The organism is Paenibacillus oceani, from assembly GCF_014705615.1.
GTDB classification, from domain to species: Bacteria; Bacillota; Bacilli; order Paenibacillales; family NBRC-103111; genus Paenibacillus_AB; species Paenibacillus_AB oceani.
Genome location: NZ_JACXJA010000055.1, coordinates 20,743 through 46,771, shown reverse-complemented (window position 1 = coordinate 46,771; position 26,029 = coordinate 20,743). Strand labels below are relative to the sequence as shown.

Here is a 26,029-nt window from a genome sequence, read left to right as displayed (position 1 = left end):
TCGTTTAGAACTCAAGTCCCGTCTCGCGGGCTGCATCAGCAAGCGCCTGAACGCGTCCATGATACAAGTATCCGCCACGGTCGAAAACTACGGTTTTGATACCTTTCGCTTTAGCGCGCTCAGCAACCAATTGGCCTACTTTCTGAGCTGCCTCGCTGTTGCCGCCGTTCGAGATTTGACCTTTCAATTCCTTATCTTGAGTCGATGCGGACGCGATCGTTACTCCAGTCACATCATCGATCAGCTGAGCGTACATGTGCTTGGAGGAACGGAAAATGTTCAAACGTGGACGACTTTGAGTGCCCTGAATTTTCTTACGTACACGAAGGTGTCTCTTCTGACGGGCTTTATTTTTATCGCCTTTTGTAATCATCGGGTGTTCACTCCTTCCCTTATGCCAAGAAGCTCATTCGGCTTCTTAGTGGATTATACGTCTTATTTCTTCTTACCAGCTTTACCTTCTTTGCGAAGGATCCGCTCGCCTTCGTACTTAATCCCTTTACCTTTGTAAGGCTCAGGCTCACGTACGGAACGAACTTTTGCAGCCGTTGCTCCTACGAGCTCCTTATCGATACCCTTCACGATAATTTTCGTGTTGGATGGAACATCGAACTCGATTCCGTTTTCCGGTACGATTTCAACCGGATGGGAGTAACCTACGTTCAAGACCAGCTTCGTGCCGCTCTTGTTAGCGCGGTAACCGACGCCTACGAGGTCGAGTGTTTTGGAGTAACCTTCCGTTACGCCGCTCACCATGTTGAAAATGATGCTGCGGGTCGTACCGTGCAGAGAGCGGTGCAGTTTGTTGTCAGAAGGACGCTCCACGTTAATGACGCTGTCTTCTACAACTACTTTCATATCTTTATGCAGTTCACGGCTCAGCGTCCCTTTCGGGCCTTTAACCGTAATTAGTGTATTATCTAAAGAAACATTAACCCCTGATGGGATCGCAATGGGTTTACGACCAATACGAGACATTCATTGCACCTCCATTCTTACGCGATGTAAATTACCACACGTAGCAGATAACTTCCCCGCCGGACTTAGCCTGGCGAGCGTCTTTGTCGCTCATAACGCCTTTGGAAGTGGACAGGATGGCGATTCCGAGTCCGCCGAGAACCTTCGGCACTTCCTGGCTTTTCGCGTAAACACGCAATCCCGGTTTGCTGATGCGTTTCAGGCCGGTGATGACGCGTTCTTGATTCGGGCCGTATTTCAGGAAAATACGGATGATCCCTTGTTTGCTATCTTCGACATATTCAGCGTCGCGGATGAAGCCCTCTTTCTTCAAAATCTCGGCGATTTCCTTCTTGATTTTCGAAGCGGGCACTTCTACCGTTTCGTGACGTACGACATTTGCGTTGCGGATGCGTGTAAGCATATCTGCAATCGGATCTGACATAACCATAGTAGCGAACCTCCTTCCTAGAGACGGGTTTATTACCAGCTTGCTTTCTTCACGCCAGGAATTTGACCTTTATAAGCCAATTCACGGAAACAGATACGGCAAATTTTGAATTTGCGCAGTACGGAATGCGGCCGACCACAACGCTCGCAGCGCGTGTATGCCTGAACTTTGAACTTCGGTTTCCGCTGCTGCTTAATAATCATCGAAGTTTTTGCCACTGTTACACCTCCGAATTCTCTTCATATTTCCGTTCTTACTTCGTGAAAGGCATTCCGAGTTGTTCCAACAATTCGCGGGACTCTTCGTCCGACTTCGCAGTCGTTACGATAACGATGTCCATGCCGCGCACTTTATCCACTTTGTCATACTCGATTTCCGGGAACATCAGTTGTTCCTTAACGCCGAGCGTGTAGTTGCCGCGTCCGTCGAATGCTTTCGTCGATACGCCGCGGAAGTCACGTACACGTGGCAGTGCAATGTTGAACAACTTGTCGAGGAAATAGTACATCCGGTCGCCACGCAGCGTAACTTTAACGCCGATCGGCATGTTTTCACGAAGTTTGAAGCCCGCGATCGATTTTTTTGCACGAGTTACAACCGGCTTTTGACCTGCGATGATTTGCAAATCGTTTACTGCCGTGTCGATCACTTTGGAGTTGCTAACAGCGTCACCAACACCCATGTTAATTACAACCTTCTCGATCTTTGGAACTTGCATGACAGTCGTATAGTTAAACTTCTGCATCAAAGCAGGAGTTACTTCGTTCAAGAAACGGTCTTTCATTCTAGTTGCCATTGATGAGTGGACCTCCTTTCTAAGCCAAATGAATTAGTTGATCACTTCGCCCGATTTTTTTGCTACGCGCACTTTTTTGCCGTTATCCAGCATTTTGTACCCAACGCGAGTCGGCTCTCCGCTCTTCGGATCGAGCAGCATCACGTTCGAAACGTGAATTTTTGCTTCCTGGTTCAGGATGCCGCCTTGCGGGTTTTGCTGATTCGGCTTTTGATGCTTCTTCACCATGTTCACGCCTTCGACGAGAACGCGGTTTTCACGAGGATAAGCTGCGATAACGCGGCCTTTTTTACCTTTATCTTTACCGGTAATGACCATTACCGTATCGTCCTTTTTAACATGAAGCGTGTTGTTGTGGGACTCAAGTTGTTTTTTCGTTTTCGGCATTATTGTACACCTCCAATGGGAACCCCGATAATTCAGACTGGCTTACATCCGAAATTAAATAACTTCCGGCGCCAGCGAAACGATCTTCATAAAGTCTTTATCGCGAAGCTCACGAGCAACTGGTCCGAAAATACGGGTTCCGCGCGGGCTTTTGTCATCCTTAACGATTACAGCCGCATTTTCATCAAAACGAATATAGGAACCGTCTTTACGACGAGTGGAACGCTTCGTGCGCACGATAACCGCTTTGACTACGTCGCCTTTCTTGACAACGCCGCCTGGTGTTGCTTCTTTCACAGAGCAAATGATCAAATCCCCGATGCTGCCAACACGTCTGCCAGTACCGCCAAGAACACGAATGCACATCAGTTGTTTAGCGCCGGAGTTGTCGGCCGAGATCAGTCGAGTAAATGGTTGGATCATTTTGTATGCCCTCCTTTCAGCTGTGAGTTAAGTCCAATTACACGAGAACTGCTCTTTCAACGATTTTCACGAGTCTGTACCGCTTGTCTTTCGACAATGGACGAGTCTCCATGATCTCTACAGTATCGCCGATTTTAGCTTCATTGTTTTCGTCGTGCGCCTTAAACTTTTTCGTATATTTGATACGCTTGTGGTACAAGCTGTGCTTCTTGTAAGTCTCAACGGCGACAACGATCGTTTTGTCCATTTTGTCGCTTACGACTTTGCCGATCTGCACTTTGCGTTCGTTGCGTTGCATCGAATGCCCTCCTCTCTAAATTCGTCAGCTGATCCCGAGTTCTCTTTGCCGTATCACGGTTTTCGCACGGGCAATTTCCTTGCGAAGCTCACGAAGTCGAACCGGGTTATCCAGTTGGCCCGTCGCCAATTGAAAACGGAGGTTAAACAGTTCTTCTTTGAATCCGGAAATTTTTTGCTCGATTTCAGCAGTGGTCAAGTTGCGAAATTCACTGGCTTTCATTTGCTTCACCACCCACTTCTTCTCTTTTCACAAACTTCGTCTTGATTGGGAGCTTGTGAGAAGCAAGACGCATTGCTTCGCGTGCGATTTCTTCACTCACCCCAGCCAGCTCAAACAAAATCTTGCCGGGTTTCACGACCGCTACCCACTTCTCCACATTACCTTTACCGCTACCCATCCGAACCTCAAGCGGCTTTTGCGTAATCGGCTTGGAAGGGAATATTTTAATCCACACTTTACCGCCCCGTTTGATATAACGGGTCATTGCGATACGTGCAGCTTCGATTTGACGGTTGGTGACCCAAGCCGGTTCGAGCGCCTGCAGTCCGTATTCGCCAAACGCAACCTCAGTGCCGCCCTTTGCGCGACCCTTCATGCTTCCGCGTTGTTCTTTGCGGTGCTTGACACGTTTAGGCAACAACATGATTAGTTTCCTCCTTCCTGGACATCCTTTTTCTTCGCTGTTGGAAGAACTTCACCACGGTAGATCCACACTTTCACGCCGATCCGTCCGTAAGTCGTATGAGCTTCCGCTGTACCGTAATCGATATCCGCACGCAGCGTGTGAAGAGGAACCGTACCTTCGCTGTAGCCTTCGCTCCGTGCAATCTCTGCACCGCCGAGACGACCGCTTACTCCAGTTTTGATTCCTTTCGCGCCGGCTCTCATCGTCCGTTGAATCGCTTGTTTCATTGCACGACGGAACGAAATGCGGCGTTCCAGCTGCTGGGCAATGCTTTCTGCGACCAGGATTGCGTCGAGTTCCGGATTTTTGATCTCCGCGATGTTAATGTGGACTTTTTTGCCCGACATTTTGGAGATATGGTTACGAATAACTTCGACTTCGGAGCCGCCTTTACCGATAACCATACCAGGCTTAGCAGTATGAATCGTAACGTTAACGCGATTAGCGGCACGCTCGATGTCGATATGGGAAACAGCCGAATCTTTCAGCTTGTTTTTCAGGTATTCACGAATTTTGACGTCTTCCATCAGCAGTGTGCCGAATTCTTTGTCGGCATACCACTTGGATTCCCAATCACGGATAACACCGATTCTTAACCCAACCGGGCTTACCTTTTGACCCACACGTATTCCCTCCTTATTTCTCAGATACCACCAAAGTAATGTGGCTGGTTCTTTTCAAGATTTTGAACGCGCGGCCTTGGGAACGCGGACGGATCCGCTTCAAGGTCGGCCCTTGGTTAACATAAGCTTCGCTAACAACCAGATTGTTAGCTTCGAGCGAATGATTGTGCTCGGCGTTTGCAATAGCCGAATTCAACAACTTTTCCACGACCGGAGATGCGGAACGCGGCGTATTGCGCAAAATAGCGATCGCATCGCCTACTTGTTTGCCACGGATCAGGTCGATCACGAGACGAACTTTACGAGGAGCGATACGAATGTGATTTGCGTGTGCCTTTGCTTGCATAGGGAGTACCTCCTCTCAAAAAAAGGTGTATCTAATTACCGTTTGCCGGTTTTCTTGTCATCGTCGTGACCTTTGTACGTACGAGTTGGCGCGAATTCGCCAAGCTTGTGTCCGACCATGTCTTCGGTTACGTATACTGGCACATGCTTTCTGCCATCATAAACGGCAAATGTATGTCCAACGAATTGCGGGAAGATGGTGGAGCGGCGAGACCAGGTCTTAATGACTACTTTCTTGCCTTGGCCAATAGCCTCGACTTTCTTCATCAAGTGATCGTCCACAAAAGGTCCTTTTTTCAAACTGCGGCCCATTTACGAAATCCTCCTTTCATCCAACCTGCTAGATCCCGTCTTACTTCGTGCGGCGACGGACGATGTATTGGTTGGACGCTTTTTTCTTCTTGCGCGTTTTGTAACCGAGTGTAGGCTTGCCCCATGGGGACATTGGCGATTTGCGTCCGATTGGCGCGCGGCCTTCACCACCACCGTGAGGGTGATCAACCGGGTTCATAACGACCCCGCGTACTTCAGGGCGCTTGCCGAGCCAGCGATTACGTCCAGCTTTACCGATGTTAATCAGCTCGTGGTCTTCGTTACCAACGGAACCGATTGTAGCGCGGCAAACTTTCAAGATGCGGCGCATTTCACCGGAAGACAAACGAATCGTTGCATATTCGCCTTCTTTACCGAGCAATTGAGCTTCCGTACCGGCTGCGCGAACCATTTGCCCGCCTTTGCCTGGTCTCAGCTCGATGTTGTGAATAACGGAACCGACCGGAATGTTCTCCAGCGGGAGTGCATTACCGATTTTGATATCCGCATCCGGACCGGAAACGACCGCATCTCCGACTTTCAACCCTTTAGGAGCGATGATGTAACGCTTCTCACCGTCCGCATAGTTGATCAGTGCGATGTTCGCCGTACGGTTCGGATCGTACTCGATTGAAGCAACGCGTCCTGGTATTCCATCTTTGTTGCGTTTGAAATCGATGATCCGGTATTTACGCTTATGACCGCCACCTTGGTGACGAACCGTAATTTTACCTTGGTTGTTGCGACCGGCTTTGTTCATAAGCGGAGCAAGCAAAGACTTCTCCGGCTTAGACGCCGTAATCTCTTCGAAAGTAGAAACCGTCATCTCGCGTTTGGACGGAGTTGTCGGCTTAAACGATTTGATAGGCACTATGTTTCCCTCCTTACTTTACGAAATTAGACACTCTCAAAAAATTCCAACGGCTTGCTGTCTTTATCGAGCGATACGATCGCTTTTTTCCATTCCGACGTATAACCGTTGTAACGGCCGTAACGCTTCGGCTTGGCAGGAACGATCATCGTATTGACCTTCTCAACCTTCGTTTTGAAGATTTCTTGGATCGCGAGCTTAATCTCTGTCTTGTTCGCACGCTTGTCGACTTCGAACACGTACGTGTTGTTACCCATCAAGTCGCTGGATTTCTCAGAAATGATCGGGCGCTTGATAATATCGCGTGGGTTCTTCATTACGCAAGCACCTCCTCTACTTTCTGAATAGCTTCCTTCGTAATGATCAACTTGTCATGAGCAAGAACGTCAAGCACGCTGATTCCGTCTGCGGAAACGAATTTCACGCCTGGGATGTTGCGTGTGGACAATGCCACGTTGTCATCGTAGCTGCCGGTAACAACCAGAGCTTTGCGCTCTACTTTCAAGTTGTTCAGGATCGCTGCGAATTCTTTCGTCTTCGGTTGTGCCAAAGACAATTGATCAAGCACGATGATTTCACTGTCAATCACTTTTGCGGAGAGCACGGATTTGATCGCAAGACGTCGAACTTTTCTCGGCAGTTTGAAACCGTAGCTCCGAGGTGTAGGTCCGAATACGACGCCGCCGCCTTTCCATTGCGGAGAACGGATGCTTCCTTGACGAGCGCGCCCTGTTCCTTTTTGCTTCCAAGGTTTACGGCCGCCGCCACGCACTTCCGAACGCCCTTTGGTCTTGTGCGTACCGAGACGCTGAGACGCTTGTTGCAGAACGACTGCAGAATGAACGACGTGCTTGTTCGGCTCAATTCCGAAAACGGATTCCGCAAGCTCCACTTCGCCCACCTGCGCACCACTCACGTTATACAGTGCTACTTTTGGCATGTGTGTTCCTCCTTTCTCGCTACCTTACTGCTTTATAGTCGCTTTTACGCTGACGTAGCTGTTTCTAGGTCCCGGAATGGAGCCTTTCACCAGAATCACGTTGCGCTCTGTGTCGACTTTAACAACTTGCAATTTTTGAATCGTAATCGTTTCGTTGCCCATGCGGCCAGCATTTTTCTTACCCTTCGGTACTTTGTTACTAGTACGGGCGATGGCAAGAGAACCTGCACCACGATGATATTTGGAGCCGTGAGACATCGGTCCGCGGGAGAAGCCCCAACGTTTGATCGCACCGGCTGTTCCTTTACCTTTGGAAGTACCTGTCACGTCAACATATTCGCCTTCGGCGAAAAGATCTGCTTTGAGCTCCTGGCCAACTTCGTACTCGCCAAGGTTTACTCCGCGAATCTCTTTAATGTAGCGCTTAGGTGCGGCATTGGCTTTCTTAGCATGGCCAATCGCAGGTTTTGTTGCGTTCTTTTCTTTTTTGTCGTCGAAGCCGATTTGGATCGCTTCGTATCCGTCGTTATCTTGGTCTTTCTTCTGAAGAACAACGCATGGACCCGCTTGGATTACTGTTACAGGAATTACTGTACCGTCAGCGGCGAACACCTGAGTCATACCCAGTTTTTTTCCTAAGATACCCTTCATGTTGACACCTCATTTCTTTTGCGTTTAATTCTTTACAGCTTGATTTCGATATCTACACCAGATGGCAGATCCAGGCGCATCAAAGCATCGACCGTTTGCGGAGTCGGATTCACGATGTCGATCAAACGCTTGTGCGTGCGCATTTCGAACTGCTCTCTGGAATCCTTGTACTTGTGCACCGCGCGCAAAATCGTAATGATTTGCTTCTCAGTCGGCAACGGAATCGGACCAGATACACCTGCACCGGAACGTTTCGCCGTTTCGACGATTTTCTCTGCGGATTGATCGAGCACTCTGTGATCGTATGCCTTCAAGCGGATACGAATCTTTTGCTTTGCCATATTGTTCCCTCCTTTTATCGCCCAATTTGATTATCGGACATACTCCGCGAAAATCTCCTGACCACCTACCATGGCAAAGGGGCCGGGTGTGTCAGCAACCTCTCGCATCATCGCAACGTCACAGACCAACGTTCACTATTATATAAAAAACCGGGACGGAAAGCAAGAAATTTTTCAAAGAATTTTCACGAGGCAAATTCAGTCCTCTTGGATACCAAAATGGAACCCTGTGCATGAAACCGTTTTTGCCTTTTCTGGAGCAAAAAGCAAAAAGAAAGTCCCTGACGAAATCGTCAGGGACTGTTTCTTCTATTATATAGCGCCTCCGTAAAAGAGCCGCCTTCAGCTTTGCGGGCGAACGCCCACAGCAGCTTACTTCGTGATTGTTACAACAGCGCCTGATCCAACTGTACGTCCACCTTCGCGGATCGAGAAGCGAGTACCTTCTTCGATAGCGATAGAGGAGATCAGTTCAACCGTAACTTCGATGTTGTCGCCTGGCATAACCATCTCTGTACCTTCTGGCAGGTTGATGATGCCTGTAACGTCAGTTGTACGGAAGTAGAACTGTGGACGGTAGCCTGTGAAGAAAGGCTTGTGACGGCCACCCTCTTCTTTGGTCAGAACGTAAATTTGTGCAGTGAAGTTCATATGAGGCTTAACCGAACCCGGTTTAGCCAGAACTTGTCCACGCTCGATGTCTTTACGCTCTACGCCGCGGAGCAATGCGCCGATGTTGTCGCCCGCTTGAGCGGAATCGAGCAACTTACGGAACATTTCAACGCCAGTAACGATGGATTTGCGAGTTTCTTCAGCAAGACCAACGATTTCGATCTCGTCGCCGACTTTGACAACGCCGCGCTCTACGCGTCCGGTAGCAACTGTACCGCGACCCGTGATCGTGAACACGTCCTCGACAGGCATCAAGAAAGGCTTGTCAGTGTCACGAGTTGGTTCAGGGATGTAGCTGTCAACATGCTCGAACAGCTCAACGATTTTGTTAGCCCACTCGCCATCCGGGTTTTGCAGAGCTTCACGAGCGGAACCACGGATGATTGGAGTGTCGTCGCCTGGGAACTCATACTCGTTCAGAAGGTCGCGAACTTCCATCTCAACAAGCTCAAGGAGTTCTTCGTCTTCAACCATGTCGCATTTGTTCAAGAATACGACGATGTAAGGAACGCCTACGTTACGGGACAACAGGATGTGCTCGCGAGTTTGCGGCATAGGGCCGTCAGCTGCGGATACAACCAGGATTGCGCCGTCCATTTGAGCAGCACCGGTGATCATGTTTTTAACATAGTCGGCGTGCCCTGGGCAGTCAACGTGTGCGTAGTGGCGGTTAGGAGTTTCGTACTCAACGTGGGACGTCGAGATCGTAATACCGCGCTCGCGCTCTTCTGGAGCTTTGTCGATTTGGTCGAATGCGAAGGCAGTTCCTCCGTATTTTTTCGCCAAAACCGTAGTAATTGCCGCCGTCAGCGTAGTTTTACCATGGTCAACGTGACCGATGGTACCGATGTTAACGTGCGGTTTGGTGCGTTCAAATTTCGCTTTTGCCATGACAACAATTCCTCCTCTAATAAGAGAGTATGATTATGCGCCCTTGTTCTTTGCAATAATTTCGTCTGCAATACTCTTAGGCACTTCTTCATAATGGGATATTTCCATCGAATAAACGCCGCGGCCTTGTGTACGCGAGCGAAGAGTCGTGGAGTAGCCGAACATTTCGGAGAGCGGCACTTTGGAGCGGATTACTTGTGCGCCTGCACGGGCATCCATACCTTCGATGCGGCCGCGGCGGGAGTTCAAGTCACCCATAACATCGCCCATGTACTCGTCCGGAACGGTAACTTCGACTTTCATAATCGGCTCTAGGATGGCCGGGTTACATTTATCTTTCGCTGCTTTCAGAGCCATCGATCCTGCGATTTTAAACGCCATCTCACTGGAGTCGACATCGTGGTAAGATCCGTCTACAATAGTAGCTTTCAGATCCACGAGCGGATATCCGGCAAGTACGCCGTTTTTCATCGATTCTTCGATACCGGCCTGAACGGCAGGAACGTATTCTCTTGGTACTACGCCACCGACAATTTTGTTTTCGAAAACAAAACCCGTGCCTGGCTCAAGCGGTTCGAATTCGATCCATACGTGACCGTATTGACCGCGTCCGCCGGACTGACGCACGAACTTGCCTTCGACTCTCGCCGGGCTGCGGAATCTCTCGCGGTAAGCAACTTGCGGCTTACCCACGTTTGTTTCCACTTTAAATTCGCGAAGCATACGGTCAACGATAATCTCGAGGTGGAGCTCGCCCATACCCTGAATGATCGTTTGGCCCGTTTCTTCATCCGTAAAGTAACGGAAAGTCGGATCTTCTTCAGCCAGCTTGGAGAGAGCAACGCCCATCTTGTCCTGGTCGGCTTTCGTTTTCGGCTCGACGGCGATGGAGATAACCGGCTCCGGGAAGTTCATCGACTCCAGAATGACCGGGTGTTTCTCGTCGCAAAGCGTGTCACCGGTAGTCGTATCTTTCAGACCTACCGCAGCCGCGATATCACCTGAGTATACCTCGCTGATTTCTTGACGGCTGTTGGCGTGCATCTGCAGAATACGTCCGATCCGCTCGCGCTTGCCTTTGGTAGCATTCAATACGTAAGAGCCGGATGCAAGAATACCGGAGTATACGCGGAAGAATGTCAATCTACCTACATAAGGGTCAGTCGCGATTTTGAACGCAAGCGCCGAGAACGGCTCATTGTCGCTCGATTTACGAATTACTTCCGAACCGTCTTCCAGCGTTCCGCGAATGTCTGGAACGTCGACCGGCGCCGGCAAGTAATCGATGACGGCATCCAACATCATTTGGATACCTTTGTTTTTGTAAGACGAACCGCAGAAGACAGGGAAGATTTTCACTTCACATACGCCTTTGCGCAGAGCCGCTTTGATTTCCTCGACGGAGATTTCTTCTCCCTCCAAGTACTTCATCGTAAGCTCTTCGTCCAACTCGGCAACTTTCTCAACAAGCTCGGTGCGAAGCTCGGCAACTTTCGGAAGGAACTCTGCCGGGATCTCTTCTTTTTCGAACTTGCCTTGATCGTCTTTAAACATGTAAGCGACTTGCTCGACCAGATCGATAACTCCGGCAAAGTCGGATTCCGCTCCAATCGGAAGCTGGATAGCTACAGCATTAGCACGCAAACGATCGCGCATTTGGCCAATAACGCCAAGGAAGTCGGCGCCGATGATATCCATCTTATTGACATACGCAACCCGCGGTACTCCATAGCGATCCGCTTGTCTCCAAACGGTCTCGGATTGGGGTTCAACGCCTTCTTTGGCACTGAATACGCCAACCGCTCCGTCAAGAACGCGCAGGGAACGTTCAACTTCAACCGTGAAGTCTACGTGTCCTGGCGTATCGATAATATTAACCCGGTGGTTTTTCCACTGGCAAGTCGTAGCGGCGGAAGTAATCGTAATTCCGCGCTCCTGCTCTTGCTCCATCCAGTCCATCGTCGCGGCACCTTCATGCACTTCGCCGATTTTGTGGGTACGGCCTGTAAAGAACAGAATCCGTTCAGTCGTGGTGGTTTTGCCGGCATCGATATGCGCCATGATCCCGATATTACGCGTCTTTTCTAAGGAGAACTCTCTTGCCATATAACCGTCTCCTTTCAAGATGTCCCTGGGCTGTATGTAGAAAGACTTCCTTCAAGAAGCCTTTCTCACATTCCTACCAGCGATAGTGTGCAAACGCTTTGTTGGCTTCCGCCATTTTGTGAGTGTCTTCGCGTTTTTTAACGGAAGCACCGGTGTTGTTGCTGGCGTCCAAAATTTCAGCCGCCAAACGCTCTTCCATCGTTTTCTCGCCGCGAAGACGCGAGTAGTGTACCAACCAGCGAAGACCAAGCGCTGTACGGCGCTCCGGCTTAACTTCGATCGGCACCTGATAGTTCGAACCGCCGACGCGGCGAGCTTTTACTTCGAGTACAGGCATAATATTTTTGATAGCCTGCTCGAATACTTCCATAGGCTCTTTACCGGAACGTTCCTTGATCAAATTGAACGAATTGTACAGAATTGTCTGAGCAACTCCGCGCTTTCCATCAATCATAATCCGGTTGATCAGTCGGGTAACGAGCTTGCTGCTGTAAATCGGATCCGGCAAAACATCTCTTTTCGGTACTGGACCTTTACGAGGCATAGTTATCCCCCTTTCTTGCGAGTTTCATCCAAGTAATCGGTCATAGAATGACCGTTAATCTTATTTCTTCACTTTTGGACGCTTCGTTCCGTATTTGGAACGGGCTTGTTTCCGGTTGTTTACACCGGAAGTATCCAATGCGCCGCGCACGATGTGATAACGTACCCCTGGAAGGTCTTTAACCCGGCCTCCGCGAATGAGTACCACGCTGTGCTCTTGCAGGTTGTGTCCGATCCCCGGGATATAAGCCGTTACCTCGACGCGGTTGGTCAAGCGTACGCGGGCATATTTCCGCAGTGCGGAGTTCGGTTTTTTCGGCGTCATCGTACCTACACGAGTGCAAACACCACGCTTTTGTGGAGCGCTGATATCGGTAGCTTCCCGCTTAAGAGCATTAAAGCCTCTTTGCAAAGCAGGGGACTTCGACTTGGTGATTTTAGCCGTGCGGCCTTTACGAACCAATTGATTGATAGTTGGCATGTCGCCACCTCCTTCCCATTTCTAAGACGTGCTAGCGTCGTCTTTATTCAAGTCCACAGATCCAGGTGGTTCGCGTATTGGCAAACGAAAAGTTTTTGCCGCCCGCCTTCAGCTGCTTCCAGCTTAAACTGGCGGCAAAAACATGTTATGAGCTGCGATCTATCCGCAATGCTTCGTTATTCGTTCCCCGCTGCGGCCATCGCCGCACCCACTTCGATTCCGCAAGCTTTGCCAAGCTGCTTCATCGAATCGACATATGTCACTTGAACCCCCATCTTCTTGCAAAGGTTCACGATCTTGGCCGTAATTCTAGGATCTGCATCACTGGCGACAAACACTTCGGCAGCCATACCTTGCTCTACCATTTTTGTCGTTTGCTTCGTGCCTATCGCTATTTTCTCCGCCTGCTTAACTTTATCATAAGACATTGCGCATCCTCCAAAGGAACAGGAGTGAAAATGAGCATCCGACACACACTTTGCTAGTTTAGCACTTCGAAAAACACGTGTCAAGGACGAAAACTTAAGATTCGACTGCTACCGTTTCCTTCGTTTCTTCGCCCTCTACTTCCTCTTCCTCATTCGGATCGATGACCCGAATGCTGCGGTAACGGTTCATTCCCGTACCGGCCGGAATGAGTTTCCCAATAATGACGTTTTCCTTCAGACCGAGCAGTTGATCCACTTTGCCTTTGATTGCCGCATCGGTCAGGACACGGGTCGTCTCTTGGAAAGAAGCGGCTGACAAGAACGAATCCGTCTCCAGCGACGCCTTTGTAATCCCGAGAAGTACCGGTTTGGCAACCGCCGGCTCCTCACCAGACAACAACACTTGGCGGTTCGCTTCCTCGTACTCGTGCATATCTACGAATGCACCCGGGAGCAGAACGGTATTACCGCTGTCCACGATGCGAATCTTCCTCAGCATCTGACGGATCATAACCTCGATATGCTTGTCGTTAATCTCAACGCCCTGGTTCCGGTAAACGCGCTGTACTTCTTGCAAAATATAGTTTTGAACGCCGCGAATGCCTTTGATTCGCAGCATCTCTTTCGGGTCGATCGAACCGTCGGTCAGCTCGTCGCCTGCCTCTACCTGATGCCCTACCGCTACGCGGATACGGGAACCGTAGGTGACGGCGTACGTCTTCGACTCGGCTTCGCCTTCGATCTCGATCTCGCGGCGGTCCTTGCCCTCGCGAATATCTTTAACTTTACCGTCGATCTCGGAGATCGTCGCCTGCCCTTTCGGGTTACGCGCTTCGAAGAGCTCCTGGATACGCGGCAAACCTTGCGTAATATCGTCTCCGGCAACGCCCCCGGTATGGAACGTACGCATCGTGAGCTGGGTTCCCGGCTCTCCGATCGATTGCGCCGCGATAATACCGACCGCTTCGCCGATCTCTACATGCGTACCTGTCGCCAGGTTACGGCCATAGCACTTCTTGCAGACGCCATGACGCGAACGGCAGCTCAGCACGGAACGGATTTGCAGCTTTTTGATTCCGGCATCGATAATCGCATCGGCAATTTTCGACTCGATGAGTTCGTTGCGTCCAACGATCAATTCGCCCGTTTGAGGATGACGAATCGTTTCGAACGAATAACGGCCTTCGATCCGGTCGAACAGATCCTCGATTACTTCCTTACCGTCCTGAATCCGGCTGACGACAAACCCTTTATCGGTTCCGCAGTCGTCTTCACGGACAATGACGTCTTGAGCGACGTCTACGAGACGGCGGGTCAAATAACCGGAGTCCGCCGTACGAAGCGCGGTATCCGCCAAACCTTTACGCGCGCCGTGCGTGGAGATAAAGTACTCCAGTACAGTCAGGCCTTCGCGGAAGTTCGATTTAATCGGCAACTCGTAAATCCGTCCGGACGGCGTGGCCATCAGACCCCGCATACCGCCCAGCTGGGTAATCTGCGATTTGTTACCGCGCGCTTTCGATTCGACCATCATGTTGATCGAATTGAACTTGTCGAGCGATTTCATAAGAACCTCGGTAATCCGGTCCTTCGCTTGACCCCAGATGGTTATAACGCGGTCGTAACGTTCGTCGTCGGTAATAAGTCCCCGGCGATATTGCTGCATCACGACTTTTACTTTTTCTTCGGATTCACTCAGGACAACTTCTTTCTCCTGCGGGACGATAACGTCCGCGACAGCGACGGTAATTCCTGCGCGCGTCGAATACGTAAAGCCGTTTTGCTTGATTTTATCCAATATAACGGATGTCTCCATCGTATGATAACGGCGGAAACATTCTCCGATAATCGTTCCGAGGTAGTCTTTGCCTACTGCGCCGCGCGACGGCAACCCGCGAAGGATTTCCTGTACGTTAGCGCCTTTTTCGGAGATGAAATACTCGTCCGGCGTACCGTTGAACAAGTTCGCCTTGGTCGCTTCGTTAATATACGGGAAGTCGGCCGGGAAAATTTCATTGAAGATGATTTTCCCTACCGTCGTAACAATAAGCGAATTTTGCTGTTTTTCGGTAAAGCTCGTTTTGCCGAGCGCTCTAGCCGGTATAGCTACGCGCGAGTGCAAGGTAGCGGCTCCGCGATGATACGACGACACAGCTTCATGAACGTTGCGGAAAATCGTACCCGATCCCGGAGCTTCCACATTATCCATAGTCAAATAGAAGCTTCCGAGTACCATATCCTGCGACGGCGTCACGACCGGCTTGCCGTCTTTCGGGTTCAGGATGTTGCCGGATGCCAGCATCAGGATGCGGGCTTCCGCCTGAGCCTCGGCGGACAACGGAACGTGTACGGCCATCTGGTCACCGTCGAAGTCGGCGTTGTAAGCCGTACATACGAGCGGATGAAGCTTGATCGCGCGACCTTCTACGAGAATCGGCTCGAACGCCTGAATCCCGAGACGGTGAAGCGTAGGGGCACGGTTCAGCAGAACCGGATGCTCCTTGATGACTTCTTCGAGCACGTCCCATACTTCGGGACTGATGCGCTCCACTTTACGCTTCGCGCTCTTGATGTTATGGGCAAGCCCTTTATTAACCAGTTCTTTCATGACGAAAGGTTTGAACAGCTCAAGCGCCATTTCCTTCGGAAGTCCGCACTGGTACATCTTCAGGCTCGGTCCTACGACGATAACCGAACGTCCGGAATAGTCAACGCGCTTTCCGAGCAGGTTTTGGCGGAACCGTCCTTGCTTCCCTTTCAGCATGTGGCTGAGCGACTTCAGAGGGCGATTACCCGGTCCAGTGACCGGACGACCGCGGCGGCCGTTATCGATCAGCGCGTCCACTGCTTCTTGAAGCATCCGTTTCTCGTTCTGCACGATAATGTCCGGCGCCCCGAGATCGAGCAGCCGCTTCAACCGGTTGTTCCGGTTAATAACGCGGCGGTACAAGTCGTTCAGGTCCGACGTTGCAAAACGTCCGCCGTCCAGCTGTACCATAGGACGAAGCTCCGGCGGGATGACTGGAAGCACGTCCAGTACCATCCACTCCGGCTCGTTACCCGAATTCCGGAACGCCTCCATGACTTCAAGACGCTTAATTGCACGGTTACGGCGCTGGCCTTGGGCCGTACGAAGCTCTTCCTTCAGTTGATCGACTTCTTTATCGATATCGATATCCTGCAGCAGCTTCTTGACCGCTTCCGCACCCATTCCCGCCTGGAAGGCATACCCGTACTTTTCGCGGTAGCTGCGGTATTCCTTCTCGGACAACAGCTGCTTTTTCTCAAGCGGCGTGTCGCCCGGATCGGTAACCACATAGGATGCGAAGTAGATAATCTCTTCGAGCGAACGGGGAGACATATCGAGCGCAAGCCCCATACGGCTCGGAATTCCTTTAAAGTACCAAATATGCGAGACCGGAGCAGCCAGCTCGATATGGCCCATACGCTCGCGGCGCACTTTGGCGCGGGTCACTTCGACGCCGCAGCGGTCGCAGACGACGCCTTTGTAACGGACACGCTTGTACTTGCCGCAATGACATTCCCAGTCTTTGGTCGGTCCGAAAATTTTCTCGCAGAACAAACCTTCTTTCTCCGGTTTGAGCGTACGATAGTTGATTGTTTCCGGTTTTTTAACTTCCCCTCGGGACCAGGAACGGATTTTATCGGGCGAAGCAAGGCCGATCTTCATGTACTCAAAATTGTTTACATCCAACAAGGAGCAACCCTCCTCTAGTGTGTACTGCTATCGCGCCATCCGCACGATTATTCCATCCCGACTTCGGTGCCTTCCAAGTTGAGATTGAGCTTGTCGCCGGACACATCGTCCTCGTCGTCCAGTTCCTTCATCTCGATTTCTTCTTCGTTCTCCGACAAAATCTTGACGTCCATACCCAAGCTTTGCAGCTCTTTGATCAAAACTTTGAACGACTCCGGAACACCCGGTTCAGGTACGTTTTCGCCTTTGACGATCGACTCGTACGTTTTGACGCGTCCGACGACGTCATCGGATTTGACTGTCAATATCTCTTGCAGCGTATAAGCTGCGCCGTATGCTTCAAGCGCCCAAACTTCCATCTCCCCGAAACGCTGGCCGCCGAACTGGGCTTTACCGCCGAGAGGCTGCTGCGTAACGAGCGAGTATGGTCCGGTGGAACGGGCATGGATCTTATCGTCGACCATGTGCGCCAGCTTGATCATGTACATGACGCCGACTGTTACTTCACGCTCGAACGGTTCGCCTGTGCGTCCATCGTACAAAATCGTCTTGCCGTTGCGCTGCATGCCGGCTTCTTCCATCGTATCGAACACGTCATACTCGCGCGCTCCGTCGAATACCGGAGTGGCAGTATGAATACCAAGCCGCAGCGAGGCCATGCCAAGATGCACTTCAAGCACCTGACCGATATTCATCCGCGACGGAACCCCAAGCGGGTTCAGCACGACTTGTACCGGCGTACCGTCCGGCAGGAACGGCATATCCTCTTCCGGCAAAATGCGGGCGATAACCCCTTTGTTGCCGTGACGGCCTGCCATTTTGTCGCCTTCGGATATTTTACGTTTTTGGGCAATATAAACACGAACGAGTTGGTTAACGCCAGGAGGCAGTTCGTCACCGTTCTCCCGGGTAAATACTTTGACATCCACGACGATCCCGTCCGTACCGTGCGGTACTCGCAGCGACGTATCGCGGACTTCACGCGCTTTTTCACCGAAAATCGCATGAAGCAAACGTTCTTCCGCTGTCAGCTCGGTAACGCCTTTTGGCGTAACTTTGCCGACGAGAATGTCTCCCGCGCTGATCTCGGCGCCTACGCGGATAATACCGCGCTCGTCAAGGTTGCGCAGGGCGTCTTCGCCCACGTTCGGAATATCGCGTGTAATTTCTTCAGGTCCAAGCTTCGTATCACGGGCTTCGGACTCGTATTCTTCAATGTGAATGGACGTATAGACGTCTTCCTTCACGAGCTTCTCGCTAAGCAGGATCGCATCCTCGTAGTTGTAGCCTTCCCAAGTCATGAACGCTACGACGACGTTGCGGCCAAGAGCCAGTTCGCCCAGCTCGGTCGACGGACCGTCGGCCAGAATATCGCCGACTTTGACAGGCTGTCCTTTACGCACGATAGGACGCTGGTTAATGCAAGTCCCTTGGTTGGAACGGATAAACTTATGCAGACGGTGCTTGATCAAGTCTCCTTCTACCATACGTCCGTCTACCACCTGACGGCGGCGTACCCAAACTTCGTTGGCGGATACGCGTTCTACATAACCGTCATGCTTGCTGACGACGCACACCCCTGAGTCTTTTGCACTTTTGTGCTCCATTCCGGTACCTACGAGAGGTGACTTTGGTATAAGAAGCGGAACCGCCTGCCGTTGCATGTTCGATCCCATGAGAGCACGGTTCGAGTCGTCGTTCTCCAGGAACGGAATAAGCGCGGTAGCAACTGAAACGACCTGCTTCGGAGATACGTCCATATAGTCGACACGTTCTTTTTGAAGAGTCAATATATCGTCCTTGTAACGAACGATAACCGAATCATTCGTAAACGTTCCGTCCTCGTTCAGCTCGGCGTTCGCCTGAGCGATCACGTAGTTGTCTTCCTCGTCGGCCGTCAAGTACGCGATCTGCTCCGTTACTTGACCGGTTTTCGGGTCGACCCAACGATATGGAGCTTCGATAAAGCCGTACTCGTTGATGCGGGCAAACGACGACAACGAGTTGATCAGACCGATGTTCGGTCCCTCCGGCGTCTCGATCGGACACATCCGTCCATAGTGGGAATGGTGAACGTCGCGGACTTCGAAGCCAGCGCGTTCCCGGGTCAGACCGCCAGGGCCGAGAGCGGACAGACGGCGCTTGTGCGTAAGTTCCGCAAGCGGGTTCGTCTGATCCATAAACTGGGACAGCTGCGAGCTGCCGAAAAACTCTTTAATCGATGCGATAACCGGACGAATGTTAATCAGCGCCTGCGGCGTGATGACGTTTGCGTCCTGAATCGACATCCGCTCGCGTACAACGCGTTCCATCCGGGACAAACCGATACGGAACTGATTTTGCAGCAGTTCCCCTACGGAACGCAGTCTACGGTTGCCGAGATGGTCGATATCGTCCGTGCTGCCAATGCCATGCAGCAAGTTGATGAAATAGTTGATCGACGAAATAATATCCGCCGGCGTAATGTTCTTGACCGATTTATCGATGATCCCGTTAGAGATGACTTTGACGACTTTGCCATCTTCCACCGGCGAGTATACATTAATAGCTTGCATCGGGATGCGGTCCGCATCCAGGACGCCGTTGCTGACGCCATACTCGATGAAGCCTACGTTTTTCTCCAGATAAGGCAGCACTTCATCCAGCAGACGGCGGTCCAGCACTTGACCCGTTTCCGCAATAATCTCGCCCGTTTCTGGATTGACCAGCGTTTCCGCCAATCTTTGGTTGAACAGACGATTTTTGATGTGCAGCTTTTTATTGATTTTGTAGCGGCCGACGTTCGCCAGATCGTATCGCTTCGGATCGAAGAAGCGGGCGATCAGCAAGCTTTTGGCATTATCGAGCGTAGGCGGTTCGCCTGGGCGGAGCCGCTCGTAAATCTCGATCAACGCCTTCTCGGTCGTATCGGTATTGTCTTTATCCAGCGTATTGCGGATATACTCGTCATCACCGAGCAGATCGATAATCTCTGCGTCGGTTCCGAATCCGAGTGCGCGAAGAAGCACGGTTACAGGAATTTTCCGCGTCCGGTCGATCCGTACGTAGATAATGTCCTTAGCGTCCGTCTCCAGCTCCAGCCAAGCTCCCCGATTCGGTATAACGGTTGCGGTGTAACTTTTTTTGCCGTTTTTGTCGACTTTTGTGCTAAAATAAACACTGGGGGAACGAACGAGCTGACTGACGATAACCCGTTCGGCACCATTAATAATAAAGGTTCCGGTCTCGGTCATGAGCGGGAAATCGCCCATGAACACTTCCTGCTCCTTTACTTCTCCGGTCTCTTTATTGATTAAACGTACCTTGACGCGCAGCGGAGCTGCGTACGTGACATCACGTTCCTTTGAATCATCGACGGAATATTTCGGCTCTCCCAGGCTGTAATCGATAAATTCCAGCACCAAGTTACCCGTGAAATCCTGAATCGGCGAAATATCCTGGAACATTTCGCGCAAGCCTTCGTCCAAAAACCACTGGTACGATTTCTGCTGGATCTCGATCAGGTTCGGGACTTCCAGTACCTCGTTAATCCGCGCGTACGTTCTTCGCTCGCGACGTCCGTATTGAACAGTATGACCCGCCAACTTTCCTTCACCCCTCACATCGACTCAAAAAATACTGCAAACAAAAAAGAAGAAAAGCCTCGATTGGTTAGCCTTAACGAGGTTGTTCAAAAAGTCCACTTTTGATCACGAAGCAGATCAGGAAGCTTACTCGACATCGAATATGGAATTCAGCCGGAACTTCCGGTGCTCACGTAGCTCCCACTACGCTCCGCTCCTCGTTTCCTAACTTCATCCAATCTTCTCGGTGCTGAAAACCGGACTTTTTGAACTCACACTTAACGGCATTGCATGAGACCTTTTTTCTGCGGTAACGTGGCAGCCTTTCCCAATGTTCACATTTAAGTAGATTTTCCCCAAAATGTAAACATTATACTTCATTCGCTAATTTTTATTCATGCCTCTGTAAAAAAAGGACTTGACATTTTAGCGAATTAAAGACATAACACCCATCCTAATACTGACATTTTATAATATTAACACAACCAGCAACGCGAGTCAAATACAACTTACTCGGGCGTTCGTCAACCCTTAACCTTATTTCGTCGCGCAGTAAATCCGGTAGCCCTTGTCCTTATCCGCTTCCCGCACATTTTCAAAAAGCGATTCCAGCTTGGCGAGCGCCGACGGAGCACCCTGCTTCTTCTGGATCACGATCCACAATTGTCCTCCTTCGGTCAGATGATGGTAAGCTTCTTCAAAAATACGATGCACCACCTGCTTGCCCGCCCGGATCGGGGGATTGGATAAAATTTTCGTAAACGTCCTGCCCTGAACCGCCTCAAACAAATCGCCCTGAACGATATCCGCATTCCCGATTCCGTTGCGGACCGCATTTTCTTTGGCCAGTTCCACCGCTCTTTCATTAATATCTACCATTGTAACCCGGCCTTGCTCGGCAAGCGCCGCAGCCGAAAGCCCGATAGGACCGTACCCGCAGCCTACGTCCAGCACTTCATCCGTAAGGGCGATATCCATCGTATCGATCAGAAGCCTGCTGCCAAAGTCAATCCCTTCCTTGGAAAACACCCCGGCGTCGGTTACGAAGACAAATTCGCGCCCTCGAAGCTCGCACTGAATCGTATGTCTGTCGCTGGCCGCCGTAGGTTTTCTCGAATAATAATGGTCCGCCATAAGATCCCTCCGCCACTTCGGTTACGAAAAACAATCCCCCTTGAAGCGGTTAGGCTCCAAAGGGGATCTGTGATCCGAATTACTTCACTTCTACTTTTGCGCCAGCTTCTTCAAGCTTCGCTTTAACCGCATCCGCATCTTCTTTGGATACTTTTTCTTTGATCGGCTTCGGCGCGCCGTCTACTACGTCTTTCGCTTCTTTCAGGCCAAGACCTGTAATTTCGCGAACGACTTTGATAACGTTGATTTTGGAAGCGCCAGCTTCGACGAGGATAACGTCGAATTCGGTTTGCTCTTCAACTTCAGCTGCAGCGCCGCCGCCAGCTACCATTGCTACAGGCGCTGCTGCAGTTACGCCAAATTCTTCTTCGATTGCTTTCACGAGATCGTTCAGTTCAAGAACGGACATGCCTTTGATGGCTTCCAAGATTTGCTCTTTGCTCATGAGTTAACCCTCCAATTAGGAAATATGTTGTTGTACGTTGAAAATCCGATTAAGCTTGTGCTCCGCCTTCTTGCTTTTCCGATACCGCTTTAACCGCAAGCGCGAAGTTGCGGATCGGTGCTTGAAGGACGCTGAGAAGCATGGACAGAAGTCCTTCGCGGGAAGGAAGATCCGCCAGCGCCTTGATTTGAGCTGCGTCTACAACGCGACCTTCAACGACGCCGCCTTTTACTTTCAGCGCATCGTTTTTCTTCGCGAATTCCGACAAAATCTTTGCAGCTACCACTACATCGTCTTTGCTGAACGCAACTGCTGTCGGTCCAGTCAGAGCGCTGTCGAGCTCCGTCAGTCCGGCATCAGAAGTCGCACGGCGTACCAATGTGTTTTTCAATACTTGAAAATCAACACCAGCTTCGCGAAGACGTTTACGGAGTTCCGTCACTTGCGCGACGTTCAATCCCCGGTAATCCGCTACGACTGTGCTTGCGCTCTCGCGCAGCTTTGCCGATACTTCGGTAACCGCTTGTTGTTTTTCTTGAAGTACTTTTGCGTTTGGCATATGTTACACCTCCTGAGAACTTACTTTCAACCTATCGTTGACCGAGAGACTTCGGAGTCCGTCCTCATCAGAGCGATGAAGACGAGCAGCCAATAGAAAAGCCTCCGCGGGTTAGACGGAGGCATAACGTTCCACTGCAACTTTCTCTTAGACAGAAAAAGCACGCTGCATTGTATCGTAACACCTCGGTAGGAAATTAAGCCTCGCGGCACCTACTGTCTACGGTCAACTATATTCGTTTTAAGAACCTTTAACAGATTACCATGTCCGTTTGCAAAATGCAAATGGCGAAGTTCGCCAGCACGGTTTATCTGAAGGTTTGGGCGTTTACGCGTACGCTCGGACCCATCGTGGACGAAACGGCGATGTTGCGCAAGTATACGCCTTTGGCTGCTGCCGGCTTAGCACGGACAAGAGCTTCCACCAGTGCGCGGAAGTTTTCTTGCAGTTGCTCGGCACCAAACGATACTTTGCCGATCGGCGCGTGAATTTGTCCAGCACGGTCGAGACGGTACTCAATTTTACCGGCTTTGATTTCTTTCACGGCGTTAGCTACATCAAACGTTACCGTACCGGCTTTCGGGTTCGGCATCAAGCCTTTGCCCCCAAGCAGACGGCCGAGTTTACCGACTTCGCTCATCATGTCCGGCGTAGCGACGCAGACGTCGAAATCGAACCAGCCTTGCTGGATTTTTGTAATCAAATCTTGATCGCCTACGAAATCCGCTCCGGCCGCTTCGGCTTCTTTCGCCTTGTCGCCTTTTGCGAACACGAGGACGCGCTTTGTTTTACCTGTTCCGTTCGGAAGCACGACTACACCGCGTACGGCTTGGTCTTGCTTTTTCGGGTCAACCCCGAGACGAACGGCTACTTCGACGGTTTCGTCGAACTTAGCAGGAGCTGCTTTTTTAACAAGTTCAATCGCTTCCGCCGGCTCGTAGCTAGCGTCCGGATTGACCAGCTTGGCAACTTCCTGGTACTTCTTACCGCGTTTTGCCATGTTCGTATTCCTCCTTTTGTGGTGTTAGCGGAAAATCCTCCCACTTGTGCGGATGAACTCCGCACCCAAAACCATTAGTCTTGAATAACAACGCCCATGCTGCGGGCTGTTCCTTCAACCATCCGCATTGCAGCTTCCACTGATGCTGCATTGAGGTCCTGCATTTTTTGTTCGGCGATTTGACGAACAACGTCACGCTTCACAGTTGCAACTTTCTTTTTGTTCGGTTCGCCGGATCCTTTTTCGATCTTGGCGGCTACGCGAAGCAAAACAGCAGCCGGAGGAGTTTTCGTCTCGAAAGTGAAAGAGCGGTCCTCGAATACTGTGATGACAACCGGAATAATCAAGCCTGCTTGATCAGCGGTACGCGCGTTGAACTCTTTACAGAAAGCCATGATGTTGACCCCTGCTTGACCGAGTGCCGGACCGATTGGCGGAGCCGGATTCGCTTTACCAGCTGGAACTTGCAGCTTAACCAGTTTAATTACCTTTTTAGCCATGCGACACACCTCCTTGCGCATAATGTGGTGCGAGCGGGACCCTGCGGCACCCTCCCACGATTGAAGGCTTACTCTAGCGGAATAAGCCCAGAAACCAGACAGATTCCAGCATGACCGGAAATCCGATCACGAAAAAATCCTTATATCTTCTCCACTTGGGTATATTCCAACTCAAGCGGGGTTTCCCGTCCAAACATGTTGACATGCACTTTGAGCTTGGCCTTGTCGGTCAAAATATCTTCTACCGTGCCGACAAAGTTCGCGAACGGTCCCACCTTGACGCGTACGGTTTCCTTAAGCTCGAAGTCGATCTTCGGCTTCGGCTCTTCGATCCCCATATGCTTCAGGATCGCATCGACTTCCTCAGGCAGCAGCGCCGTCGGTTTCGAACCGGAACCGGTCGATCCGACAAAGCCGGTTACACCCGGCGTATTGCGCACCACATACCAGGAATCGTCCGTCTGAATCATCTCGACGAGCACATAGCCCGGATACACTTTCCGCATGACGGTTTTTTTCTTGCCGTCCTTGTTCACGATTTCTTCTTCCATCGGAACGAGCACACGGAAAATTTTGTCCTGCATGTTCATCGATTCGACGCGTTTTTCCAAGTTGGCTTTAACTTTGTTCTCATACCCGGAATAGGTATGTACGACGTACCATCTTTTCTCCATTATCGTCACCCGGCTCCCATCATTCGAACAGGCGCAGGATTTCGCTCAGTCCGAGGTCAATCAGCCAAAAGTAGATGGTCATGAACGTGCACGTCACAAGCACCACAAGGGTGTAACTGATGAGCTCTTTACGGCTCGGCCATTTGACTTTCTTAAGCTCCGACCAACTGTCGGTAAGAAACGAAAACGTAGAGCCGAAACCTCGCTTCATTCTTTGCACAAACGTCACGATTACCCCTCCAAACCTACGGCTAGCCATTTACCGGTCCATAACAAAAAACCCCCGGAAATAGGGCTACCTGAACTACTTTATCACAGTCTTCCAAGCGTGTCAAGAAAACGCGCTCGTGTGTGCCGCGCCTGTCGGCTTTTTCTACAGTTTGGCCCAAGTCGCCCCTATGCAAACCTGTCATGAAACAAGAGGTTTACACCCTGCCAAGAGCAATGGGCTGCAAAACAACAAGGACATCCTTACCTCCGGGACGGAGTGAAGAATGTCCTCCTAGATGTTGCGCACTTCCAAATAACGCTCAAGCTTGCGCTTGACACGCTGCAACGCATTGTCGATCGACTTGACGTGACGGTCCAAATCGACAGCAATTTCCTGATACGACCGGCCGTCCAAGTACAGCATAAGCACTTTGCGTTCCAGATCGCTAAGGATCTCGCCCATCTTGTCTTCCAGACCGCTAAATTCTTCCTGGTTGATAATCAACTCTTCGGGATCGGTGACACGGGTGCCGCATATCACATCGAGAAGGGTTCGGTCCGAATCCTCGTCATATATGGGCTTGTCCAGCGACACATAAGAGTTTAAAGGAATATGCTTTTGCCGGGTGGCGGTTTTGATAGCGGTAATAATCTGGCGGGTTATACACAGTTCGGCGAAAGCTTTGAACGTGGCGAGCTTGTCCTCGCGAAAATCGCGGATCGACTTGTACAGGCCGATCATGCCCTCCTGGACGATGTCTTCACGATCGGCTCCGATCAGGAAATAAGAACGGGCTTTAGCACGAACAAAGTTTTTGTACTTGTTGATCAAGTACTCCAGCGCTTCGCTGCTGCCATCGCGGACCGATTCGACGACTTCTTCGTCGGACTTCAAGTCGAAATCGTGCATTCTCAGTTCTTTGAGGTCGATGCTCACCCAATATCCCTCCGGCTGCAAGCTAAACCTGGCGACGTTGCTACAAAAGATAGGACTAGTATACATTATGTAATCTAACATCGTC

33 protein-coding genes and 1 other annotated feature are annotated in these 26,029 nt (G+C 50.8%); all 33 genes read right to left on the bottom strand.

The genetic code is table 11. The annotated features are described in order from the left end of the window. Nucleotides 1–4: 4 nt before the first annotated feature. Nucleotides 5–373, bottom strand: a complete 369-nt coding sequence (rplR, locus tag IDH45_RS30340) for a 50S ribosomal protein L18 (protein ID WP_190931900.1) — start codon at nt 371–373, stop codon at nt 5–7. A 62-nt stretch (nt 374–435) separates the two neighbouring features. Beyond that, nucleotides 436–978 carry a 50S ribosomal protein L6 gene (gene rplF, locus IDH45_RS30335; RefSeq protein ID WP_190931899.1) on the bottom strand — a complete coding sequence of 181 codons (543 nt, stop codon included), beginning with the start codon at nt 976–978 and terminating at the stop codon, nt 436–438. Between the two features lie 31 nt (nt 979–1,009). Further along, on the bottom strand, nt 1,010–1,408 hold the full coding sequence (rpsH, locus tag IDH45_RS30330) for a 30S ribosomal protein S8 (protein ID WP_190931898.1): 399 nt from the start codon (nt 1,406–1,408) through the stop codon (nt 1,010–1,012). A 32-nt stretch (nt 1,409–1,440) separates the two neighbouring features. After that, a complete protein-coding gene (locus tag IDH45_RS30325; protein WP_120751514.1) occupies nt 1,441–1,626 on the bottom strand; it encodes a type Z 30S ribosomal protein S14 in 186 nt (61 codons plus the stop codon). A gap of 35 nt (nt 1,627–1,661) precedes the next feature. Then, nucleotides 1,662–2,204, bottom strand: coding sequence for a 50S ribosomal protein L5 (gene rplE / locus IDH45_RS30320; RefSeq protein ID WP_190931897.1), 543 nt, complete (start codon nt 2,202–2,204; stop codon nt 1,662–1,664). A gap of 33 nt (nt 2,205–2,237) precedes the next feature. Then, nucleotides 2,238–2,591: a 50S ribosomal protein L24 gene (gene rplX / locus IDH45_RS30315; RefSeq protein ID WP_190931896.1), complete on the bottom strand. Its 354-nt coding sequence runs from the start codon at nt 2,589–2,591 to the stop codon at nt 2,238–2,240. Nucleotides 2,592–2,645: 54 nt separating this feature from the next. Next, nucleotides 2,646–3,014 (bottom strand): 50S ribosomal protein L14, encoded by a 369-nt coding sequence (gene rplN / locus IDH45_RS30310; RefSeq protein WP_190931895.1) that lies wholly within the window; start codon nt 3,012–3,014, stop codon nt 2,646–2,648. Nucleotides 3,015–3,051: 37 nt separating this feature from the next. Beyond that, nucleotides 3,052–3,312, bottom strand: coding sequence for a 30S ribosomal protein S17 (rpsQ, locus tag IDH45_RS30305; protein WP_190931894.1), 261 nt, complete (start codon nt 3,310–3,312; stop codon nt 3,052–3,054). Between the two features lie 24 nt (nt 3,313–3,336). Next, the gene (gene rpmC, locus IDH45_RS30300; RefSeq protein WP_190931926.1) at nt 3,337–3,534 is read right to left on the bottom strand and encodes a 50S ribosomal protein L29; all 198 of its coding nucleotides are present in this window, start codon (nt 3,532–3,534) and stop codon (nt 3,337–3,339) included. Further along, entirely contained in the window at nt 3,521–3,958 is a 438-nt protein-coding gene (gene rplP, locus IDH45_RS30295) for a 50S ribosomal protein L16 (RefSeq protein WP_190931893.1), read from the bottom strand. Before rplP ends, rpmC begins: the two co-directional genes overlap by 14 nt. A gap of 2 nt (nt 3,959–3,960) precedes the next feature. Then, a complete protein-coding gene (gene rpsC / locus IDH45_RS30290; RefSeq protein ID WP_190931892.1) occupies nt 3,961–4,623 on the bottom strand; it encodes a 30S ribosomal protein S3 in 663 nt (220 codons plus the stop codon). A gap of 13 nt (nt 4,624–4,636) precedes the next feature. Continuing rightward, complete coding sequence (rplV, locus tag IDH45_RS30285) at nt 4,637–4,969, bottom strand: 50S ribosomal protein L22 (RefSeq protein WP_190931891.1); 333 nt, start codon at nt 4,967–4,969, stop codon at nt 4,637–4,639. A 35-nt stretch (nt 4,970–5,004) separates the two neighbouring features. After that, on the bottom strand, nt 5,005–5,280 hold the full coding sequence (gene rpsS / locus IDH45_RS30280) for a 30S ribosomal protein S19 (RefSeq protein ID WP_190931890.1): 276 nt from the start codon (nt 5,278–5,280) through the stop codon (nt 5,005–5,007). 40 nt (nt 5,281–5,320) lie between these two features. Next, on the bottom strand, nt 5,321–6,151 hold the full coding sequence (gene rplB, locus IDH45_RS30275; protein ID WP_190931889.1) for a 50S ribosomal protein L2: 831 nt from the start codon (nt 6,149–6,151) through the stop codon (nt 5,321–5,323). A 26-nt stretch (nt 6,152–6,177) separates the two neighbouring features. Further along, nucleotides 6,178–6,468 carry a 50S ribosomal protein L23 gene (gene rplW / locus IDH45_RS30270; protein ID WP_190931888.1) on the bottom strand — a complete coding sequence of 97 codons (291 nt, stop codon included), beginning with the start codon at nt 6,466–6,468 and terminating at the stop codon, nt 6,178–6,180. After that, nucleotides 6,468–7,091, bottom strand: a complete 624-nt coding sequence (gene rplD, locus IDH45_RS30265; protein ID WP_190931887.1) for a 50S ribosomal protein L4 — start codon at nt 7,089–7,091, stop codon at nt 6,468–6,470. Before rplD ends, rplW begins: the two co-directional genes overlap by 1 nt. Nucleotides 7,092–7,115: 24 nt before the next feature. Next, nucleotides 7,116–7,742 (bottom strand): 50S ribosomal protein L3, encoded by a 627-nt coding sequence (rplC, locus tag IDH45_RS30260; protein WP_190931886.1) that lies wholly within the window; start codon nt 7,740–7,742, stop codon nt 7,116–7,118. 32 nt (nt 7,743–7,774) lie between these two features. Then, nucleotides 7,775–8,083: a 30S ribosomal protein S10 gene (gene rpsJ / locus IDH45_RS30255; RefSeq protein ID WP_006212922.1), complete on the bottom strand. Its 309-nt coding sequence runs from the start codon at nt 8,081–8,083 to the stop codon at nt 7,775–7,777. Nucleotides 8,084–8,455: 372 nt separating this feature from the next. Further along, entirely contained in the window at nt 8,456–9,646 is a 1,191-nt protein-coding gene (gene tuf / locus IDH45_RS30250; protein WP_190931885.1) for an elongation factor Tu, read from the bottom strand. A gap of 33 nt (nt 9,647–9,679) precedes the next feature. Then, nucleotides 9,680–11,752, bottom strand: a complete 2,073-nt coding sequence (fusA, locus tag IDH45_RS30245) for an elongation factor G (protein ID WP_190931884.1) — start codon at nt 11,750–11,752, stop codon at nt 9,680–9,682. A 73-nt stretch (nt 11,753–11,825) separates the two neighbouring features. Beyond that, the gene (rpsG, locus tag IDH45_RS30240; RefSeq protein ID WP_190931883.1) at nt 11,826–12,296 is read right to left on the bottom strand and encodes a 30S ribosomal protein S7; all 471 of its coding nucleotides are present in this window, start codon (nt 12,294–12,296) and stop codon (nt 11,826–11,828) included. A gap of 60 nt (nt 12,297–12,356) precedes the next feature. After that, nucleotides 12,357–12,776 (bottom strand): 30S ribosomal protein S12, encoded by a 420-nt coding sequence (rpsL, locus tag IDH45_RS30235; protein WP_190931882.1) that lies wholly within the window; start codon nt 12,774–12,776, stop codon nt 12,357–12,359. Between the two features lie 176 nt (nt 12,777–12,952). After that, complete coding sequence (locus IDH45_RS30230) at nt 12,953–13,204, bottom strand: 50S ribosomal protein L7ae-like protein (RefSeq protein WP_190931881.1); 252 nt, start codon at nt 13,202–13,204, stop codon at nt 12,953–12,955. Between the two features lie 94 nt (nt 13,205–13,298). Then, the gene (rpoC, locus tag IDH45_RS30225; protein WP_449583425.1) at nt 13,299–16,895 is read right to left on the bottom strand and encodes a DNA-directed RNA polymerase subunit beta'; all 3,597 of its coding nucleotides are present in this window, start codon (nt 16,893–16,895) and stop codon (nt 13,299–13,301) included. A 74-nt stretch (nt 16,896–16,969) separates the two neighbouring features. Beyond that, nucleotides 16,970–20,524, bottom strand: coding sequence for a DNA-directed RNA polymerase subunit beta (gene rpoB, locus IDH45_RS30220; protein WP_190931879.1), 3,555 nt, complete (start codon nt 20,522–20,524; stop codon nt 16,970–16,972). 498 nt (nt 20,525–21,022) lie between these two features. Beyond that, complete coding sequence (locus IDH45_RS30215; RefSeq protein WP_190931878.1) at nt 21,023–21,619, bottom strand: class I SAM-dependent methyltransferase; 597 nt, start codon at nt 21,617–21,619, stop codon at nt 21,023–21,025. Between the two features lie 79 nt (nt 21,620–21,698). Further along, nucleotides 21,699–22,064 (bottom strand): 50S ribosomal protein L7/L12, encoded by a 366-nt coding sequence (gene rplL / locus IDH45_RS30210; protein WP_190931877.1) that lies wholly within the window; start codon nt 22,062–22,064, stop codon nt 21,699–21,701. A gap of 49 nt (nt 22,065–22,113) precedes the next feature. After that, a complete protein-coding gene (gene rplJ, locus IDH45_RS30205) occupies nt 22,114–22,623 on the bottom strand; it encodes a 50S ribosomal protein L10 (RefSeq protein WP_190931876.1) in 510 nt (169 codons plus the stop codon). 85 nt (nt 22,624–22,708) lie between these two features. Beyond that, nucleotides 22,709–22,866, bottom strand: a sequence feature (ribosomal protein L10 leader region). 64 nt (nt 22,867–22,930) lie between these two features. Beyond that, nucleotides 22,931–23,623, bottom strand: coding sequence for a 50S ribosomal protein L1 (rplA, locus tag IDH45_RS30200; RefSeq protein ID WP_190931875.1), 693 nt, complete (start codon nt 23,621–23,623; stop codon nt 22,931–22,933). Nucleotides 23,624–23,697: 74 nt separating this feature from the next. Further along, nucleotides 23,698–24,123, bottom strand: coding sequence for a 50S ribosomal protein L11 (rplK, locus tag IDH45_RS30195; RefSeq protein WP_190931874.1), 426 nt, complete (start codon nt 24,121–24,123; stop codon nt 23,698–23,700). Nucleotides 24,124–24,263: 140 nt separating this feature from the next. Next, nucleotides 24,264–24,797, bottom strand: a complete 534-nt coding sequence (gene nusG, locus IDH45_RS30190) for a transcription termination/antitermination protein NusG (RefSeq protein ID WP_190931873.1) — start codon at nt 24,795–24,797, stop codon at nt 24,264–24,266. A 19-nt stretch (nt 24,798–24,816) separates the two neighbouring features. Beyond that, nucleotides 24,817–25,026: a preprotein translocase subunit SecE gene (secE, locus tag IDH45_RS30185; protein ID WP_190931872.1), complete on the bottom strand. Its 210-nt coding sequence runs from the start codon at nt 25,024–25,026 to the stop codon at nt 24,817–24,819. Nucleotides 25,027–25,299: 273 nt separating this feature from the next. Beyond that, a complete protein-coding gene (sigH, locus tag IDH45_RS30180; protein ID WP_190931871.1) occupies nt 25,300–25,944 on the bottom strand; it encodes an RNA polymerase sporulation sigma factor SigH in 645 nt (214 codons plus the stop codon). Between the last annotated feature and the right edge of the window lie 85 nt (nt 25,945–26,029).

Coding starts and splice junctions, on each gene's coding strand:
- rplR (WP_190931900.1), bottom strand. CDS start 373: ATGATTACAAAAGGCGATAAAAATAAAGCCCGTCAGAAGAGACACCTT.
- rpoC (WP_449583425.1), bottom strand. CDS start 16,895: ATGAAGATCGGCCTTGCTTCGCCCGATAAAATCCGTTCCTGGTCCCGA.
- rpsG (WP_190931883.1), bottom strand. CDS start 12,296: ATGCCTCGTAAAGGTCCAGTACCGAAAAGAGATGTTTTGCCGGATCCG.
- rplC (WP_190931886.1), bottom strand. CDS start 7,742: ATGAAGGGTATCTTAGGAAAAAAACTGGGTATGACTCAGGTGTTCGCC.
- rpsH (WP_190931898.1), bottom strand. CDS start 1,408: ATGGTTATGTCAGATCCGATTGCAGATATGCTTACACGCATCCGCAAC.
- tuf (WP_190931885.1), bottom strand. CDS start 9,646: ATGGCAAAAGCGAAATTTGAACGCACCAAACCGCACGTTAACATCGGT.
- rplD (WP_190931887.1), bottom strand. CDS start 7,091: ATGCCAAAAGTAGCACTGTATAACGTGAGTGGTGCGCAGGTGGGCGAA.
- rpsL (WP_190931882.1), bottom strand. CDS start 12,776: ATGCCAACTATCAATCAATTGGTTCGTAAAGGCCGCACGGCTAAAATC.
- rpmC (WP_190931926.1), bottom strand. CDS start 3,534: ATGAAAGCCAGTGAATTTCGCAACTTGACCACTGCTGAAATCGAGCAA.
- rplF (WP_190931899.1), bottom strand. CDS start 978: ATGTCTCGTATTGGTCGTAAACCCATTGCGATCCCATCAGGGGTTAAT.
- rplN (WP_190931895.1), bottom strand. CDS start 3,014: ATGATCCAACCATTTACTCGACTGATCTCGGCCGACAACTCCGGCGCT.
- rplA (WP_190931875.1), bottom strand. CDS start 23,623: ATGGCAAAACGCGGTAAGAAGTACCAGGAAGTTGCCAAGCTGGTCAAT.
- IDH45_RS30230 (WP_190931881.1), bottom strand. CDS start 13,204: ATGTCTTATGATAAAGTTAAGCAGGCGGAGAAAATAGCGATAGGCACG.
- rplX (WP_190931896.1), bottom strand. CDS start 2,591: ATGCCGAAAACGAAAAAACAACTTGAGTCCCACAACAACACGCTTCAT.
- nusG (WP_190931873.1), bottom strand. CDS start 24,797: ATGGAGAAAAGATGGTACGTCGTACATACCTATTCCGGGTATGAGAAC.
- rplW (WP_190931888.1), bottom strand. CDS start 6,468: ATGAAGAACCCACGCGATATTATCAAGCGCCCGATCATTTCTGAGAAA.
- rplE (WP_190931897.1), bottom strand. CDS start 2,204: ATGGCAACTAGAATGAAAGACCGTTTCTTGAACGAAGTAACTCCTGCT.
- rpsS (WP_190931890.1), bottom strand. CDS start 5,280: ATGGGCCGCAGTTTGAAAAAAGGACCTTTTGTGGACGATCACTTGATG.
- rplK (WP_190931874.1), bottom strand. CDS start 24,123: ATGGCTAAAAAGGTAATTAAACTGGTTAAGCTGCAAGTTCCAGCTGGT.
- rpsQ (WP_190931894.1), bottom strand. CDS start 3,312: ATGCAACGCAACGAACGCAAAGTGCAGATCGGCAAAGTCGTAAGCGAC.
- fusA (WP_190931884.1), bottom strand. CDS start 11,752: ATGGCAAGAGAGTTCTCCTTAGAAAAGACGCGTAATATCGGGATCATG.
- rplV (WP_190931891.1), bottom strand. CDS start 4,969: ATGCAAGCAAAGGCACACGCAAATCACATTCGTATCGCTCCTCGTAAA.
- rplJ (WP_190931876.1), bottom strand. CDS start 22,623: ATGCCAAACGCAAAAGTACTTCAAGAAAAACAACAAGCGGTTACCGAA.
- rplL (WP_190931877.1), bottom strand. CDS start 22,064: ATGAGCAAAGAGCAAATCTTGGAAGCCATCAAAGGCATGTCCGTTCTT.
- rplP (WP_190931893.1), bottom strand. CDS start 3,958: ATGTTGTTGCCTAAACGTGTCAAGCACCGCAAAGAACAACGCGGAAGC.
- IDH45_RS30215 (WP_190931878.1), bottom strand. CDS start 21,619: ATGGCGGACCATTATTATTCGAGAAAACCTACGGCGGCCAGCGACAGA.
- rpsJ (WP_006212922.1), bottom strand. CDS start 8,083: ATGGCAAAGCAAAAGATTCGTATCCGCTTGAAGGCATACGATCACAGA.